The 16284-nt window shown below is 63.1% G+C and carries 11 protein-coding genes and 2 pseudogenes; 6 read left to right on the top strand and 7 right to left on the bottom strand.

The annotated features are described in order from the left end of the window. Window positions 1–333: 333 nt before the first annotated feature. From FJW03_RS16310 to FJW03_RS16295, 4 genes and pseudogenes are all read left to right on the top strand, one after another. Window positions 334–1152 (top strand): annotated as a pseudogene (locus FJW03_RS16310) (succinoglycan biosynthesis protein exop); the annotation flags it as partial. 178 nt (window positions 1153–1330) lie between these two features. Then, window positions 1331–2230 carry a bifunctional methylenetetrahydrofolate dehydrogenase/methenyltetrahydrofolate cyclohydrolase FolD gene (folD, locus tag FJW03_RS16305; RefSeq protein ID WP_140766458.1) on the top strand — a complete coding sequence of 300 codons (900 nt, stop codon included), beginning with the start codon at window positions 1331–1333 and terminating at the stop codon, window positions 2228–2230. A 27-nt stretch (window positions 2231–2257) separates the two neighbouring features. Then, window positions 2258–3256: a GlxA family transcriptional regulator gene (locus FJW03_RS16300; protein ID WP_140766474.1), complete on the top strand. Its 999-nt coding sequence runs from the start codon at window positions 2258–2260 to the stop codon at window positions 3254–3256. Between the two features lie 128 nt (window positions 3257–3384). Beyond that, entirely contained in the window at window positions 3385–5037 is a 1653-nt protein-coding gene (locus tag FJW03_RS16295; RefSeq protein WP_140766457.1) for a vWA domain-containing protein, read from the top strand. A gap of 68 nt (window positions 5038–5105) precedes the next feature. Here FJW03_RS16295 and edd read toward each other — a convergent pair whose 3' ends face one another. From edd to zwf, 3 genes are all read right to left on the bottom strand, one after another. Further along, the gene (gene edd / locus FJW03_RS16290; protein ID WP_140766456.1) at window positions 5106–6929 is read right to left on the bottom strand and encodes a phosphogluconate dehydratase; all 1824 of its coding nucleotides are present in this window, start codon (window positions 6927–6929) and stop codon (window positions 5106–5108) included. A 73-nt stretch (window positions 6930–7002) separates the two neighbouring features. Then, window positions 7003–7719 carry a 6-phosphogluconolactonase gene (gene pgl, locus FJW03_RS16285; RefSeq protein ID WP_140696680.1) on the bottom strand — a complete coding sequence of 239 codons (717 nt, stop codon included), beginning with the start codon at window positions 7717–7719 and terminating at the stop codon, window positions 7003–7005. Then, entirely contained in the window at window positions 7701–9170 is a 1470-nt protein-coding gene (gene zwf / locus FJW03_RS16280) for a glucose-6-phosphate dehydrogenase (RefSeq protein WP_140610307.1), read from the bottom strand. The genes pgl and zwf overlap by 19 nt, the downstream gene beginning before the upstream one ends. 309 nt (window positions 9171–9479) lie before the next feature. Between zwf and FJW03_RS16275 the strand changes: the two genes are divergently transcribed. Further along, window positions 9480–10226 carry an SDR family oxidoreductase gene (locus tag FJW03_RS16275; RefSeq protein ID WP_140610355.1) on the top strand — a complete coding sequence of 249 codons (747 nt, stop codon included), beginning with the start codon at window positions 9480–9482 and terminating at the stop codon, window positions 10224–10226. A gap of 113 nt (window positions 10227–10339) precedes the next feature. Then, window positions 10340–11644, top strand: coding sequence for a Mur ligase family protein (locus FJW03_RS16270; protein WP_140766455.1), 1305 nt, complete (start codon window positions 10340–10342; stop codon window positions 11642–11644). Between the two features lie 46 nt (window positions 11645–11690). On the opposite strand, the gene FJW03_RS16265 is transcribed toward FJW03_RS16270, so the two are convergent. The 4 genes and pseudogenes from FJW03_RS16265 to FJW03_RS16250 all read right to left on the bottom strand — a co-directional run bounded on the left by FJW03_RS16265 (window position 11691) and on the right by FJW03_RS16250 (window position 16170). Continuing rightward, entirely contained in the window at window positions 11691–12563 is an 873-nt protein-coding gene (locus FJW03_RS16265; RefSeq protein WP_181168825.1) for an SH3 domain-containing protein, read from the bottom strand. 377 nt (window positions 12564–12940) lie between these two features. Beyond that, complete coding sequence (locus tag FJW03_RS16260; protein WP_140766473.1) at window positions 12941–14227, bottom strand: NAD(P)/FAD-dependent oxidoreductase; 1287 nt, start codon at window positions 14225–14227, stop codon at window positions 12941–12943. A 100-nt stretch (window positions 14228–14327) separates the two neighbouring features. Then, a pseudogene (locus FJW03_RS16255) lies at window positions 14328–14693 on the bottom strand (four helix bundle protein). Between the two features lie 40 nt (window positions 14694–14733). Next, window positions 14734–16170 (bottom strand): glutamine synthetase family protein, encoded by a 1437-nt coding sequence (locus tag FJW03_RS16250; protein ID WP_181173329.1) that lies wholly within the window; start codon window positions 16168–16170, stop codon window positions 14734–14736. Window positions 16171–16284 lie beyond the last annotated feature (114 nt).

The following is a 16284-nucleotide window of genomic DNA, read 5'->3' as shown; positions in this document are numbered from 1 at the left end:
CTATGCTTGTTTAGCGTGGCTTAACGAATGGCCGACCGCCGCCGCCAGGCGGCCAAAGAGTGAAGCTCCAAGATAATGGTCGACAGGGAAAACCGTGAAGACTGGAGGCGCGAGCTTTCATTGCTGGCGCTCGGCCAGGCCATACGCGGTGAGGACGGCAAGGACGCGTCCCTGGTCTCGATAGGGGACCGAGCGGATCCGGCATGGCGCGAAGACGCCGCCACGCGCCATCGCCTGGCCCGTTCACGGCGGGAGGCGCGGACGGACCCGACACTGCCGGCCGTCGAAACAGAGCGTCTCCGGCCGGACGGACAGCCGGGAGCGACTGCACAGCACGACGATCTCGTGTCGATGCGCCAACTGGAGCGTGAGGCCGCCGCCAAGCGCTCCGTCTATGAACACTTCCTGCTGCGCGCCGAGGAAACCGGCGAACAGAAGGACATCAACACCGCCAACATGAATGTGATCTCCAAGGGTTTCGCGCCGCTCGAGGCGAAAGGCCCGTTACGGGCCGGGATGGCGCATGCCGGCCGGCTCCTGGGTTTTGCCTCCGGTGTCGGCCGTGCGTTGATGGCGAGGCTGCGCAATGCCCTGTCCCGCAAGCCATCCGACGAGGCTGACGACGGCATTTCCAGCGCGTTAGCCACCTTTGGTGAAAACGCGCGGGGGGCGGATGCCGCCATGCCCTCCGGCCACCCGAATCCGGATTCAGTCTTCATGCCTCGGCCAGTGGTGTCGGACTATCCGCGGCCGTTTTTCCACCCAGGCTTCGATACGACGTATTCCAGGCCGATGGGGCCGCCGTCGCGGTCACCCCTGCTGCCGCTGCAATCAGTCTATCCGGCTCCGCCGCCCTATCCCAATGCACAGCAGGCGGGGTATCCACAGATGCAGCCGTGGCAGGCGCCATCGCCGGCGAGCTACCCCTATACCCAGGCCGTGGCGCCCTATGCCGGGCACATACCGTATCCACCGCAGCCCCCCGCATCGCCGCAACCGTCGGCCTACCCCGTGCAGCCACCGGTAGAACCCTCGCAAGTCGAGGAAGGTGCCGAACAGGCGCCGATCGACGAAATTCGCGCCAGCCTGCGGGAGTTCCGCGAAGCGGTCCGCGAACTCGCCGAGAGCCGCGCCCGCCGCCGCTACTTCTGAGCCACAAGATAGGTTGCCGAGGCCGAACAAAACCATCCCGGTTTCGCGTAAACGGCATGGGACGGCGCTTTGACGGGATTGCGTGCCGGAATTTTCGTGACAATGCCGCGCTGCATGGTGCCGGCGCGCATTGTGTTTTGTGAATGCGCGTTGGGTAAAACGGTGTTGAGGGTGGTTCATGGCTGAAGTGATCGACGGAAAAAGCGTTGCCGAAGACGTGGTGCGGACGGTGAAGACTCTGGCCGCCGAGCTGGTCGCCAAAGGCAACGCCAAGCCAGGTCTCGCCGTGGTCATCGTCGGCGAGGATCCGGCGAGCCAGGTCTATGTCGCCTCAAAATCCCGCACCGCCAAGGAATGCGGCTTTCATTCGCTCCAGCACACGCTGCCGGCCGACACGTCGCAGGAAGCGCTGCTTGAGATCGTCGGGGAGCTCAACGCCGATCCTGAGATCAACGGCATCCTGGTGCAGCTTCCACTGCCTGCCCATATCGACGCCGGCAAGATCATCCAGGCCATCGCGCCGGAAAAGGATGTTGACGGCTTCCATTTCATCAATGTCGGCAAGCTCGGCACCGGCGAACTCGACACGGCTTTTGTTCCCTGCACGCCCGCCGGCTCGATGCTCCTGATCGAGCGCGTGCGCGGCAAGGATCTGTCCGGCCTCAACGCCGTCGTCGTCGGCCGCTCCAATATCGTCGGCAAGCCGATGGCCAATCTGCTGCTCGCCGCCAACTGCACCGTCACCATCGCCCATAGCCGCACCAAGGACCTGCCGGCGCTTGCCCGCACGGCCGACATCCTTGTCGCCGCCGTCGGTCGCCCCGAGATGATCAGGGGCGATTGGGTCAAGCCCGGTGCCACCGTCATCGATGTCGGCATCAACCGCATTCCCGCGCCGGAAAAGGGCGAGGGCAAGTCGCGCCTCGTCGGCGATGTCGCCTATGCCGAAGCGGTCAAGATGGCAGGCGCCATCACGCCGGTGCCAGGTGGAGTCGGGCCGATGACCATTGCCATGCTGATGGCCAATACGTTAGCTTCGGCCTACCTTGCGGCCGGGTTGAAACGGCCCTCCTTCTGAGCCGGGTTGACCCTGAAAGCCGCAGCTTTGCCTAACCCCACCATTTCCCCGGAACGGCCGGTCACGACTGATCCCGTTCAGGGCGGCCGGCAGTTCGCCTTTCTGCTGGTCGACAAGTTTTCCATGTTCTCGCTGGCGGCCGCGATCGACACGTTCCGCTCGGCGAACCGTCTGCTTGGCCGCGATTTCTATGGCTGGACCACGGTGTCGGCCGACGGCGATCCGGTGATGGCGTCCAACGGCCTGCCGCTGAAGATCGACTACAGCGTCGCCGACCTGCCGCCCGTCGACATCCTCTTCGTCTCGGTCGGCCTGACGACGGAATTCCCCGGCAAGAGCAAGGTTCTGGCGGCGTTGCGCAGTTGGGGCCGGCGTGGCAATGCGCTTGGCGCGCTGTCGGTTGGTTCCTACCTGCTGGCCGAGGCCGGCCAGCTCGACGGTTACCGCTGCACCATCCATTGGGAAAACCGTGCCGGCTTCATGGAGCGCTTCCCCGATATCAATTGCACCGGCAATGTCTTTGAGATCGACCGCAAGCGCTACACTTGCGCCGGCGGCACCACCTCGATCGACCTGATGCTGGAGATCGTGCGCGGCGATTTCGGCTCGAACCTCGCCAATGGCGTCGCCAACCAATTCCAGCATGAGCGCATCCGCTCGGCTGGCGACCGGCAGCGCGTCGGGCCGGAGCGCGACCTGACCGGCAAGTCGGAGAAGCTGCGGCGCATCGTCGAACTGATGGCCGATCACCTCGACGAGCCGCTCTCGGCGGTGCAGCTTGCCAAATCGGCCGGCCTTTCCGTACGCCAGGTGGAGCGCCTGTTCCTGCGCCACCTCAATGTAACCCCCGGCCGCTACTACATGCAGTTGCGGCTGGAGCGGGCACGCGAATTGCTGCGCCAGACCAACATGCCGATCCTTGATGTGGCGATCGCGACCGGCTTCACCTCGCATTCCTATTTTGCCCAGAGCTACCGGCTGCAGTTTGGCCGGCCGCCTTCCGAAGAGCGCCGCACCACCTACTGAGCCGCTTCGGGGCGATGCCCCATCCGGCGCCGGGCGCATGGGCGGCTTGGCGCATGCCGGGCTTGTGTCCGGACGCGGCGTCCAATAGCTTCCCGGTGCGGACGAGGGGGCTAACTCAGGAGATTTCGATGGCGGTATTTGCGCGAGGCGTCGCTGCGGCGATCCTCCTGTTTGTCATGACGACGGCCGGCTTCACCGCCAACCGCGTCATCATCATCCTCGATGCTTCCGGCTCGATGTGGGCGCAGATCGGCGGCAAGCCCAAGCTCGAAATCGCCCGTGAATCGCTGAGGACCGTGCTTCAATCGGTTCCCCCCGACGAAGAAATCGGCTTCATGGCCTATGGCCATCGCGAGAAGGGCAGCTGCGAGGACATCCAGCTGATCGTGCCGCCTCAGGCAGGCTCGGCAAGCGCCATCACCGACGCTGCCGACAGTCTGAAATTTCTCGGCAAGACGCCGTTGACGGCTGCCGTCAAGCAAGCGGCCGAAGCCCTGAAATACACCGAGGACAAGGCGACCGTCGTCCTCATCACCGATGGGCTCGAGACTTGCGGCGGCGATCCCTGCGCGCTCGGCAAGGAGCTGAAGGCATCCGGTGTCGATTTCACCGCCGACGTCGTCGGCTTCGGCCTGACCGTCGACGAAGGCAAGCAGATCGCTTGCCTCGCCGACAATACCGGCGGCAAGTACATCCAGGCCTCCGACGAGAAAGCGCTGCAGGAGGCCTTGGTCCAAACCGTCGCCGCACCCGCGCCTGAGCCAGCTCCCGCCCCGGCACCCGCTCCGGCATCCGCGAAATCCGAGTTCAATTTTCAGCCGAGCGTGGTGATGGCCGAAGGTGGCGAGCCGATCACCGACGGCAATGCCTGGGAGATCTACAAGGCGAAGTCGGACGGTTCACGCGGCGATTCCGTCACCACCGAATATGGCGCCTACAACGGCAATCTCGACCCCGGTGACTATGTTGTCGTGGCGCGTGATGACGAAGCCAAGGTGGAGCAGAAGATCAAGATCGAGGCCGGCCAGGTCTACAAGCCGCTCTTCACCTTGAACGCGGGCACCGTGCTCATTCATCCCAAGGCCTATCAAGGCGCCGATATCAGCAGCGAAGCCCGTCTGGATTTTGCCTATCCGGGCGGCAGCACCACCCACTATGGCGACTCAAAGGTCGTTGTCCCGGCGGGTGAACAGAAGCTCACGGTTCAGATCGGCAGCGGCTCGGTTACTGACACCATTCAGTTGACCGCCGGACAGACAATTGAAAAGGATGTCGTGGTCGGCGTCGGCCATGCCCTCCTCAATGCCTACTACACCTCAGGCGGTGACAAGGCCGACAATTCAGGCGTCGGCTTCGAGATCGTCAAGGCGAAGAAGAAGATCGATGGCAGCCGAGACAGCGTCGAACATTCCTATGGCCCCGACAGCAAGTTCTGGCTGCCGCCCGATGACTATGTGGCGGTCGCCACGCTTGATCTTACCGTCGTCGAGCAGCCCTTCAGCATTAAGGCCGGCGACAATCAGGACGTGAAGGTGACGCTCGATGCGGGCGTTCTGGCCATGTCCGCCCCCGGTGCCTATTCGATCGAGGTGCTGTCGTCGAAAAAGGATATCGAGGGCAAGCGCAAGTCACTCGGCCTGAGTTATGGCGACACCTGGCAGCAGACCATGCCGGCCGGCGACTATGTGGTTGTCCGTCACCTGTCTGACGAAGGCCACGACAAGGAAATGCCGGTGGCAGTGAAAGCCGGCGAACGCGCCGAGATCACGGTCCAGCCGTGATGCCGTTTTCCGCTGGTCGTAAGAGGGGCGGCTTGAAGCCGCCCTTTTGCGTATGGCTTGGAGAGAACTCAGGCGGTCCCGAACGCGCTGGCGCCGTGATCGGCGCGGCCCACCAGCTGCCGCAAGCCGGCGAAAAGCTCGCGCCCGAAGCCGAACTCGTTGCCGATGAGGTCGGCTTCGGCGGTGCGGCGCAGCGCGAATTCCGTCCCCGGTATCAGCACCTCCAGCGTTCCGGCATCGGCATCGAGGCGGATGATGTCGCCCTCATGGATCCTGGCGATCGGCCCGTCCTCGACCGCTTCCGGCGTCACATGGATCGCCGCCGGCACCTTGCCGGAAGCGCCTGACATCCGCCCGTCGGTCACCAGCGCGACGCGCTGGCCGCGATCCTGCAGGATGCCGAGCACGGTGGTCAGCTTGTGCAGTTCCGGCATGCCGTTGGCCTTCGGCCCCTGGAAGCGGATGACGGCAATAAAGTCGCCGGTCAGCGTGCCCGCCTTGAACGCTTCGTTCAGGCCCTGCTGGCTGTCGAACACCTTGGCCGGCGCCTCGATGATGCGCCGTTCCGGCTTGACCGCGGAGGTCTTGATCACGGCGTGGCCGAGATTGCCCGAAAGCACCTTCAGGCCACCCGTCGGCTGGAATGCCTTCTTGAACGGCGCCAGCACTTTTTCGTCGCCGCTGGCACGGGGTGCGGCTTCACGCACCACGCTGCCGTCGGCGCCGAGTTTCGCCTCGATCGCATAGGGCCGCAGGCCCTCGCCCCACACGGTCTGCACATCCTCATGCAGGATGCCCTCGTCGAGCAGTTCGCGGATCAGGAAGCCGAGCCCGCCGGCGGCATGGAAATGGTTCACGTCGGCAAGGCCGTTCGGATAGACGCGTGCCAAAAGCGGCACTGCTTCCGAGAGGTCTGAAATATCCTGCCAGGTCAGCGCAATGCCGGCTGCAGCCGCCATCGCGATCAGGTGGATCGTGTGATTGGTCGAGCCGCCGGTGGCGTGCAGGCCGACGACGCCGTTGACGACAGAACGCTCGTCGATCATGCGCCCGACCGGCGTATAGGCATTGCCGAGCGCGGTGATCGCCAGCGCCCGCTTCGTCGCCTCACGGGTCAACGCCTCGCGCAGCGGCGTGCCGGGATTGACGAAGGAGGCGCCGGGCGTGTGCAGGCCCATGATCTCCATCAGCATCTGGTTGGAATTCGCCGTGCCGTAGAAAGTGCAGGTGCCCGGCCCATGATAGGACTTGGACTCCGCCTCAAGCAGTTCGGGCCGTCCGACCTTGCCTTCGGCATAGAGTTGGCGGACCTTGGCTTTCTCGTCATTGGGCAACCCGGTCGTCATCGGCCCCGCCGGAATGAAAACCGCCGGCAGATGGCCGAAGGTCAGTGCTGCGATCACCAGCCCGGGCACGATCTTGTCGCAGACCCCGAGATAGACGGCGGCGTCGAACATGTTGTGCGACAGGCCGATCGCGGCGGCCATGGCAATCACGTCGCGCGAAAACAGCGACAACTCCATGCCGGGCTGGCCTTGTGTGACACCATCGCACATTGCCGGCACGCCGCCGGCCACCTGGGCGATGCCGCCGGCCTCGCGCGCGGCCTCCTTGATCAGGGCAGGGTAGGTCTCGAACGGCTGATGCGCCGACAGCATGTCGTTGTAGGAGGTAATGATACCGAGATTAGGCACCTTGTCGGCGCCGAGCGCCAGCTTTTCCGAAGGGCTGCAGACCGCAAAGCCATGGGCAAGATTGCCGCAGGATAGCACCGACCGGTTGGCGGTCTGGTTCGATGCGCCGGCGATGCGGCCGAGATAGGCCTCGCGGCCTGCTTTCGAACGTTGGCGGATGCGCTCGGTGATGGCTTCGATGTCGCGTCTTGCGGTCATGGCATCAGGTCCTTTCAGGCGAGGTCCCGGAAACATCCTCCCGCCGTTTGCCGGGACCACTTCAAACGTGAAATCAGGGCGTCCAGAAAACCTCTACGGGTCTGGGAGCGGCATCGAGTACGGCGCGTATCGGCTTGCGCGGTTCGGTCGCGACTGCGTCGTCGAAAGCGGTGCGCTTGTCCTCGCCCTCTATATGCAGCGCGATGAAGCCGGCATCGATGATGCGTGCCAGCGAGAGCGTCAGCCGTGGCTCGCCGGCACTTGCCGCGTGAACCGGCAGGATGATCCTGTCGGTAGCCGGGTCGAGCAACTTCGGCAGATCGTCGGCATCGGGAAAGAACGAGGCGGTGTGGCCGTCCGGCCCCATGCCAAGCACCACGACATCGAGCGGCCAGGGCAGGGACCGCAATGCCGCATCGTCGGATGCCGCCGCAGCCTCGATGCCGGCGGCCTCATGATAGAGCGGCACGAAACGCGCCGCTTTGGCCGCGTTCTGCAACAGATTGGCGGCCACCAGCCCGGCATTGGAGCGGGGCGAGGAGGCCGGCACGAAACGCTCGTCGACCAGCGTCACGATCACCTTGTCCCAGGCGATCGGCGCCGCCGAGAGCGCGGCAAAGAATTTTGCCGGCGTCGTGCCGCCGGAGACAGCCAGCAACGCAGCGCCGCGCTCGGCGATCGCCTTGATCAGGCGGTCGGCAACGCGCCCAGCCAGTGCCGCCGCCAGCGCCGGGCGATCGGGAAAGGCATTCCAGTTGTAGCTGGTGCTGTTCAATTGCTCTCGTGCCATGTCCGCCCGTCACGTTCGATCAGCGCTATCGAGGCCGACGGGCCCCAGGTGCCTGCCGTATAGCCTTGCGCCTCCTGCCTGGCGCTTTCCCAGGCATTCTGGATCGGGTCGATCCACTTCCAGGCGGCCTCCACTTCGTCGCGGCGCATGAACAGCGTCTGGTTGCCACGGATGACATCCATGATCAGCCGCTCATAGGCGTCGGGCGCGCGGCCGTCGAAGGATTGCGCAAAGCTCATGTCGAGCGAGATCTGGCGCAGCCGCATGCCGCCCGGACCCGGATCCTTGATCATGATGAACTGCTTGACGCCTTCGTCCGGCTGCAGCCGGATGACCAGCTGGTTGGCGAAGATGGGGCCGGCACTGTCGCCGAAGATCGAATAGGGGATCGGCTTGAATTCGATGACGATTTCCGAGACGCGGGTCGCCAGCCGCTTGCCGGTCCTGAGATAGAAGGGAACGCCGGCCCATCGCCAGTTGCCGATTTCGGCCCTGATGGCGACGAAGGTCTCGGTGGTGCTGTCCTTGCCGAGTTCCTCGACATATCCCTTGACCGGACCGCCGGCGGACGCACCGGCGCGATACTGGCCGCGTACCGTGTGCTTCGGCGCTTCGTTGCCGTTGATGCGTTTGAGCGCCCTCAGCACCTTCAGCTTCTCGTCGCGCACGGCGTCCGCGTCCATCGAGGACGGCGTTTCCATGGCAACCAGGCACAGGAGCTGCAGCATGTGGTTCTGCACCATGTCGCGCAGCGCGCCGGCCTTGTCGTAGTAGGTGACGCGGTCCTCCAGTCCCACGGTCTCGGCGACGGTGATCTGCACATGGTCGATCTGAGCGGAATTCCACAAAGGCTCGTACAGAGCATTGGCAAAGCGCAGCGCCATCAGGTTCTGCACCGTCTCCTTGCCGAGATAGTGATCGATGCGGAAGATCTGGCTTTCGTGGAAATCGTCGCCCACGGCGTCGTTGAGCGCGCGCGCCGAGGCAAGGTCGCGGCCGATCGGCTTCTCCAGCACGATGCGCGAGTTCGGCGTGATCAGCTTGTGCTCCTTGAGCTGGTGCGAGATATCGCCGAACAGCGCCGGCGCCACCGCCAGATAGAAGGCCCGGATGCGATCGCTGTCGCCGATCGCCTTTTTCAACTTGTCGAAGCCGGCGCCGTTGGTCGCGTCCGCTGCGACGTAGGTTAGCCTGGCCAGGAATGTTGCCAGTTCCTTCGGGTCGATGTCTGCTGGCTTCACATGGTCCGAGATCGCCTGCTTGGCAAAGGCCCGGAATTCCTCGTCGCTCATCTTCGAGCGCGACGTGCCGATGATGCGCGTCGGCTCCGAGAATTGATGGTCGCGCTGGCGATAGTAGAGCGACGGCAGAAGCTTGCGCTCCGACAGGTCGCCGGTACCGCCGAAGATGATGAAGTCGAAAGGATCGACGGGGATGATCTGGCTGGTCATGGTCTGTCCGCTTTGACGCCGCTCGCGAGTACGCGGCTGGTATATTCTAATCGATTTAAATTTTCCAGTGCCATGGTGTCACATCAGGACCAATCGCAGGATAATGCGTGGGTCCACATGTGCGCTTGACACTGGCGACAGCCGGAGTCTTGTCGGTGAACGAAGACTCCAGAAGCTTTCGCAGTTGCAGCATAGAACGTGAATGTGACGAAAGCTAAGGGAGAAATCTCGCGGTGTGGACCGCATCGGCCGTCAGCCTATTGTGCAAGCTGGGGAATGATCTCGAGGACATCAATGAGCGGGAAAAGCATGCGTCTGGAAAACAAGGTTGCCGTCATCACCGGCGCGGCCTCGGGCTTTGGCGAAGGCATGGCCAGGCGCTTTGCCGAGGAGGGCGCCAGGGTCGTTGTCGCCGATCTCAACGCCAAGGGCGCGGAGCGCGTCGCCGGCGAGATCGGCGAGGCGGCGATCTGGACGCAGACCGACGTTTCGCTGCGCTCTGAATTCGACGAGATGGTCTATGCCGCCAGAAGCGCCTTCGGCCGCATCGACATCATGGTCAACAATGCCGGATTCACGCATCGCAACGGCGACATGCTCAAGGTCGACGAGGAAACCTTCGACCTGATCACGGCCGTCAACATGAAGGCGATCTACCATGCCGCCCTTGCGGTCGTGCCGATCATGGAACGGCAAGGTGGCGGCGTCATCCTGACCACGGCCTCCACCGCGGGGCTGCGGCCACGGCCTGGTCTCACCTGGTACAATGCCTCGAAGGGCTGGGCGATCACCGCCACCAAGTCTATGGCGGTGGAACTGGCGCCGAAGAACATCCGCGTCAACTGCCTCTGCCCGGTCGCCGGCGAGACGGGCATGCTGGAGAAGTTCATGGGCGTCGATACGCCCGAAATCCGCGAGACATTCCGCGCCTCGATTCCGCTCGGCCGGCTGTCGACGCCGCTCGATATCGCCAATGCGGCACTGTGGTTGGCATCGGACGAAGCCGCTTTCATCACCGGCGTGGCGCTGGAGGTCGATGGCGGCCGCTGCATCTGAAGCGCGTCTTCGACAAGCCAGGCAATGGCATCGTCGATTCGACCGCAACCGGCTTCGATTTGACTTGAGGTTCCCACCGCTTAGAGTTCTTTCGGAGGCTAGGGGCCGATGCGATGAACGCGAGATTGCGGAAAGTTCGCGAAAACCTGCGGCAGCGCGTCAGGACCTACAGGGCAAGGCGCGCCCGCGCGAAAAGCAAGGCGACCTTCATCGGCGTCACCGGCAGTTCGGGAAAATCGACCGTCACGGCGCTGCTTGGGCATATATTGGCCGCCCATGGACCGACCTATGCGCGAGTTCTCGCCAACACCATCAAGTCGCTGGTCAGCACGCTCTACAAACGCATGAAGCGAGCGGGCGAGGTCGACTATGTCGTTTTCGAAGCCGGGGCCTTTGGCATCGATACGATCCGGCCAATGGCGGAAATGCTGCAGCCGCATGTGGCTATCGTCACCATGGTTCGCCTTGAGCATTTTGCCAGTTTCAGGACCGTGGAAAACATTGCCGTCGAAAAACGTGCATTGGTCGAGGCGTTGCGGCCGGACGGCCTTGCCGTCCTCAATGCCGACGACCCCCTGGTGGCCGGCATGGCTGAAGGCGCCAGATGCCGCGTCGTCACCTTCGGCACGTCGCAACTGGCCGATTATCGTGTGACAGATATCCACGCCGCCTACCCGGATCGGCTGACGCTTTCGATCCATTGGCGGGGAGGCATACTTGAACTTCAAACGCCATTTCCAGCCGAACACTTCTGGTTGCCGACCGCTGCTGCCGTGGCGACGGCGCTCGAACTCGGCGTTCCGCCGGACAAGGTTGCCGCCCAGGTGGCGACTTTCCAGCCATTGGCAAATCGCTGTGCCGTGCTTGTCACCGAAGGCGGTCCGCAATTCGTTGTCGATGCCGCCAAGGCACCCTGGCACTCGATCAATCTTGCCTTGGATTTGATCGCCAAGGCGAGTGCTGGCCGAGAACGCATCGTGCTTGGCCAAATTTCGGATTACTCCGGCTCGACCAAGAAATACGCCTACGCCTACCAAACCGCGCGGGAAATCGCCGATCAGGTGATCTATAGCGGTGACAATGCCCATCGCTCGGGGGCGGGGCAGGCTGACCGCGACAGCGGCCGATTTGTCGAGCTTCGCACGGCGAAGGAAGTCTCTGACCACATCAAGCGCACGGCGGTGCCGGGTGAGCTTATACTCCTCAAAAGCTCTTCAAACCTTCACCTGGAGCGCGTCGCGCTCGCCTGGACGTATGATGTCAAATGCTGGATTCCCGTCTGCGGCAAGCGGGAGGGCTGCGACACTTGCGGCCTGTACGAAGTTCCTTTTGAGCAGCATGGCGACTATGTCAGGCAACGTAGGCGCGCCAAAAGATGGCAGCGCTTGCGACGCATGTTCGGCGGCAGGGTGCGATAGGGCCTGTCTCCGCGGGCCGGCCGTGGTCACCGGACGCTCCGGCACGTCAGGCGCCAGTCTTGATATAGCTCTTGTAGACCCAGCCGGTCTTGCCGTTATAGACGATCTGGCACCACTTCTTGCAGCTCATCACCTGCACCGAGGTCTTGGCGGGCACCGTGACGATAGCGGCTGCATTCTTCTTCGGACTGCTGCGCATGGTCACCGGCCGGAGAATTCGTCCGGTGCCGGCCGCAGCTGCCTTGTGCGGCTTGGCCTTGTCCTTGCCGCCATTGTCCTCGGCGGCCGCCGGCTGCTGTTCCGGTATTTGCGGCTGAACCTCCGGAATGGCGGCAGTCTGTGCGCCATCGGGATTGCTGGCTGCTGCCGGTGCCGGCGCGGCAACCTTGGCCAGCTCGGTTGCGGCATCGTTATCGGCCGACGGTTGAGCAAACGCCGCCACGGCGGCGGGTTTGTCCGTCGGCTGTTCGGTCTTGCCTGCGGTCGGACCGGCTGAAGCCGGGGCGGGAGCCGATACGGTTTTTGCCTGCGAGCCGGTCCAGCGAGGGTCATTGGCCGCGAGCGCGGGAATGGCGGCCTCGGCGACAGCCACGGCCCGCGAAACCTGATCGGCCTTGTGCGTCACCTGCGGCACCGCTGCCGCGGCCACCGTCGTTCCCGACGGGGCGATCTTCGTCGTTTTCACCGGGTTGGCCGGAATCGTCTGTTCAGTGCTGGCGACCGCTTGCCGCTCGCTGGCCGGCAATGCCAGCCAGAGCGCGACCGCAGCCACGCCAAGCAGCGCGGCGGTGCCGATCGCGGCAATCACCAGATGCGAATTCGAACGGACTTCCTGCCAGAAGGACGGACGCATGTCATAGCCGAACTGCATGGCAAAGCGCCGACGTTCCGGAGCACCGAAACTGAAGGGCTCTTTCACTCTTGCCACCTCCATAAGCGGGCCGGTGTTCTTTCGATCAAATCCCGCAAATCATGCATTTGATCAGCATCGGTCCCAAAAACGCGGGAAGGCCCGCAACAATCCCCGAACATTCGCCCAGATGCGGACCTTTCGCCCGCGATTGTGGCATCAGTGCGCCACTGTGAGAGATTCTGCGCTTTTGCCGGCAATTCCGCAATGTCCCGCCCGGGCAACAAATATTACATGGATATTACAATATTATACGAGATCGTGATCGCATGGGGCCGTGGCGATCCCAAGCGCACAGCGTCGAAAAGGGTCCAGTCGACGCCCCTTGGCCCCTATTTTCGTGAGTGTCGTTCCTCCCAAAGCGGGCCGCGTTCAGGCGATTTGCATCAGATTCTGTCGCGCAGCGCAAACCAGTTGAGCGCCAGGAAAAGCAGCGGCGCGCGCAGACGGCGACCGCCGGGAAATGGCGGAATTTTCAGGTCCTCGATCAGTTTCAGCCGGTCGCGATTGCCGGCGACGGTCTCGGCGTAGAGCTTGCCGAAGAAGTTCGACAGCATGACGCCATGGCCGGAATAGCCGCCAGCCGAGATCACATTCGGCATCACTTCGCGCACGAATGGTTTTCTCGGCATCGTGATGCCGACATAGCCGCCCCAGCCATGGGTAATCTCGACATCGCTCAGCGCCGGATAGAGTTCGGCGATCTGACGGCGGATATGGATGTGGATATCCTTTGGGTCGTTGACGCCATAAATCTCGCGTCCGCCGAACAGCAGCCGGCCGTCCGCCGACTTGCGGAAATAGCGCACGACGAAGCGCGAATCATCGACCGACTCGCCGCCCGGCAGAACTTCTGAATCCGCTCCCAAGGGCACGGTCGCGCCGATGAACGACCCGATCGGCATGATGTGTGCGGCGCTTACCGGCTCGAGCGTACCACCATAGGCGTTAACGGCGATCAGGCATTTCTGAGCGCTCACCGTACCTCTCGGCGTCGAAACCTTGACCTGGCCACCAGCGGAAATGATGCCGGTCGAAGGTGTCCTTTCGAAGAGCCGCGCGCCGGCCTTTGCCGCCACCCTGGCCGTGCCGATCACCAGCTTCATGGGATGGATATGGCCGGTGCCGGTATCGCGCGTGCCGCCGAAATAGGCGGTCGAGCCCAGCCGCTCCGCCGTTTCCTTGGCATCCATGAACGAGATGTGCGGGTAGGAGAAACGTTTGGCCATGATCTCGGCATGCGCCTTGTAGTCGTCGACATAGCGCGGCTTGTGCGCCACCGAAAGCTGGCCCGGCACGTAGTCGATCTCGATCTGGTTGGCGGCGGCGAATTCAAGCAGATGCGCCTTCGCCTCCTCGGCAAGATCGAACAGCGCCTTGGCGCGGGACAAGCCGTATTCGGCCTCGAGATCCTCGGCCCAGGCGCGCTGTCCGGTGCCAAGCTGGCCGCCATTGCGTCCGGACGCGCCGTCGCCGAAGCGGTGAGCTTCGATCAGGACGACATTGGTTCCTGCCTTGGCCAGATGCGTCGCCGCCGACAGGCCGGTAAACCCGCCGCCGATGATGACCACGTCGCAGCTCCGGTCACCGTCCAGCGCCGGATATTCAGGCCGTGGCCCGGCCGTATCCTCATACCAGGAACGGCCGGGGGAAATCGGGGATTGGTAAGGCATGATGCTCACGGTAGGGCAGTAGGGCAGTAGGGCAGTAGGGCAGTAGGGCAGTAGGGCAGTAGGGCAGTAGGGCAGTAGGGCAGTAGGGCAGTAGGTAGAGCTATTCTGGCGACAATTTGCGGATCAGAAGCCGCAAGAGCGTTCCCACGCTCTCACTCCGAGTCATCAACGGTTCGGTTGCCTAGTGGGAGGTGATCCCGACGCGCCGTGCGATCAGCAAATGGGTCTCCAATTCTTTGAGCGATCCCTGCGCAATCCTGAGAAATTGCTGATAGGAAGCTCGGCTTTCTCGCCCATAACCCTCCGCGATATTGGCAGGCACGGAAGTGGCTGCCCTGCGCAGCTGAGGCGTCAATCCATAGAGCTCTTCTTTCGGCCAGGCTTTTGTCGTTTCGTAGATTGAGACGACAAGATCCATGGCTTGCTGCCAGACGACCAAATCTCTGTAAGATTCGATCTTCGCCATAGTCTTCCCCTACTGCCCTACTGACTTACTCCCCTATTCCCTAAACGTTCAGCAGCAGATATTCCCTCTCCCACGGACTGATCACCTCCATGAAAGTCTCGAATTCCGCCCGCTTGATCGCTGCGTAGGTAGCGGCGAAGGACTTACCCAGGATCGCGCCGAGTTCTTCGTCGCCTTCGAACAGGTCGACGGCTTCGAGCAGGCTGCGCGGCAGGTCGATCTCGTCGGCATTGGCGGTGGTCAGCACCGGCGGTTCGGCCTTGATCTTCCTGGTGATGCCGATCAGCCCGCAGGCAAGCGAAGCCGCCAAGGCCAGGTAAGGATTTGCGTCGGAGGACGGGATGCGGTTTTCGACGCGTCGCGCCGCCGGGTCGGAACGCGGTACGCGGAACGCCGTGGTGCGGTTGTCATAGCCCCATTTGTTGTTGACCGGAGCCGAGGCCGCCTGTGTCAGCCGGCGATAGGAATTGACATAGGGCGCGAACATCACCAGCGCGTTCGGCACATGCTTCTGCATGCCGCCGATGAAATGGAAGAAGTCCTCGGTTTCCGAGCCGTCCTCGGCCGAAAAGATGTTCCGGCCCGTCTTCTTGTCGATGATCGACTGGTGGATATGCATGGCCGAGCCCGGCTGGCCCTGGATCGGCTTGGCCATGAAGGTCGCATAGATCTCATGTTTCAGCGCCGCCTCGCGAATGGTGCGCTTGAACATGAACACTTGGTCGGCAAGCTCGACGGGATCGCCGTGGCGCAGGTTGATCTCGAGTTGGCCCGCACCCTCTTCATGGATGAGCGTATCGATCTCCAGGCCTTGTCCTTCGGAGAAATGGTAGATGTCGTCGATCAGTTCGTCGAATTCGTTGACGCCGGCGATCGAATAGCCGGCGCCGCCGCCGATCGCGCGCCCCGAACGGCCGACAGGTGGGGTCAGCGGATAATCCGGATCCGGATTCTTGCGCACGAGATAGAATTCGATCTCGGGCGCTACCACTGGCTTCAGCCCGAGCTTGTCATAGGCGGCAATGACGCGCTTCAGCACGTTGCGCGGCGTGAACTCCACCGAGCGGCCATCCTGATGCACGAGGTCACAGATGACGGCGGCCGTCGGATCCTCCTCCCAAGGCACCACCGTCAGCGTCGACAGGTCGGGCATCAGTTTGAGGTCGCCGTCATCCTCGGGATAGTGGAAGCCGTTGCCGTCCTCGGGATAACCGCCGGAAATCGTCGTCATGAAAACGGCAGAAGGCAGGGCCAGCGAGGTGTTGGAGGTGAATTTCTTCGACGGCATCATCTTGCCGCGTGCGACCCCAGCCTGGTCAGGCGTGATGCATTCGATGTCCTCGATGCCGCGCCATTCAAGCCAGGCGCTGACTTCCTTCCAGTTCTTGACGCCACGTTGGCTCTTCACGAAGGCAGGCGTGCGGACACGTCCTCCGCGGCTCGACGGACGGACTTCCTTTTTTGCAGGCGGCATCATTCACCAGATTGAGTTGCGGATTTCGGAGTATAGCCGTGCGGCACGACGGAAGGGAAGGGGAGCCGGTGAAAGGACCTGGGTGTGGAAGGTCGCCGTCATGCGGGCTTGCCGGGC

Origin of the sequence: Mesorhizobium sp. B4-1-4 (assembly GCF_006439395.2) — a bacterium.
GTDB lineage: Bacteria > Pseudomonadota > Alphaproteobacteria > Rhizobiales > Rhizobiaceae > Mesorhizobium.
The sequence above is the reverse complement of the archived record's forward strand: the minus strand, read 5'-3'. Positions and strand labels throughout refer to the sequence as shown.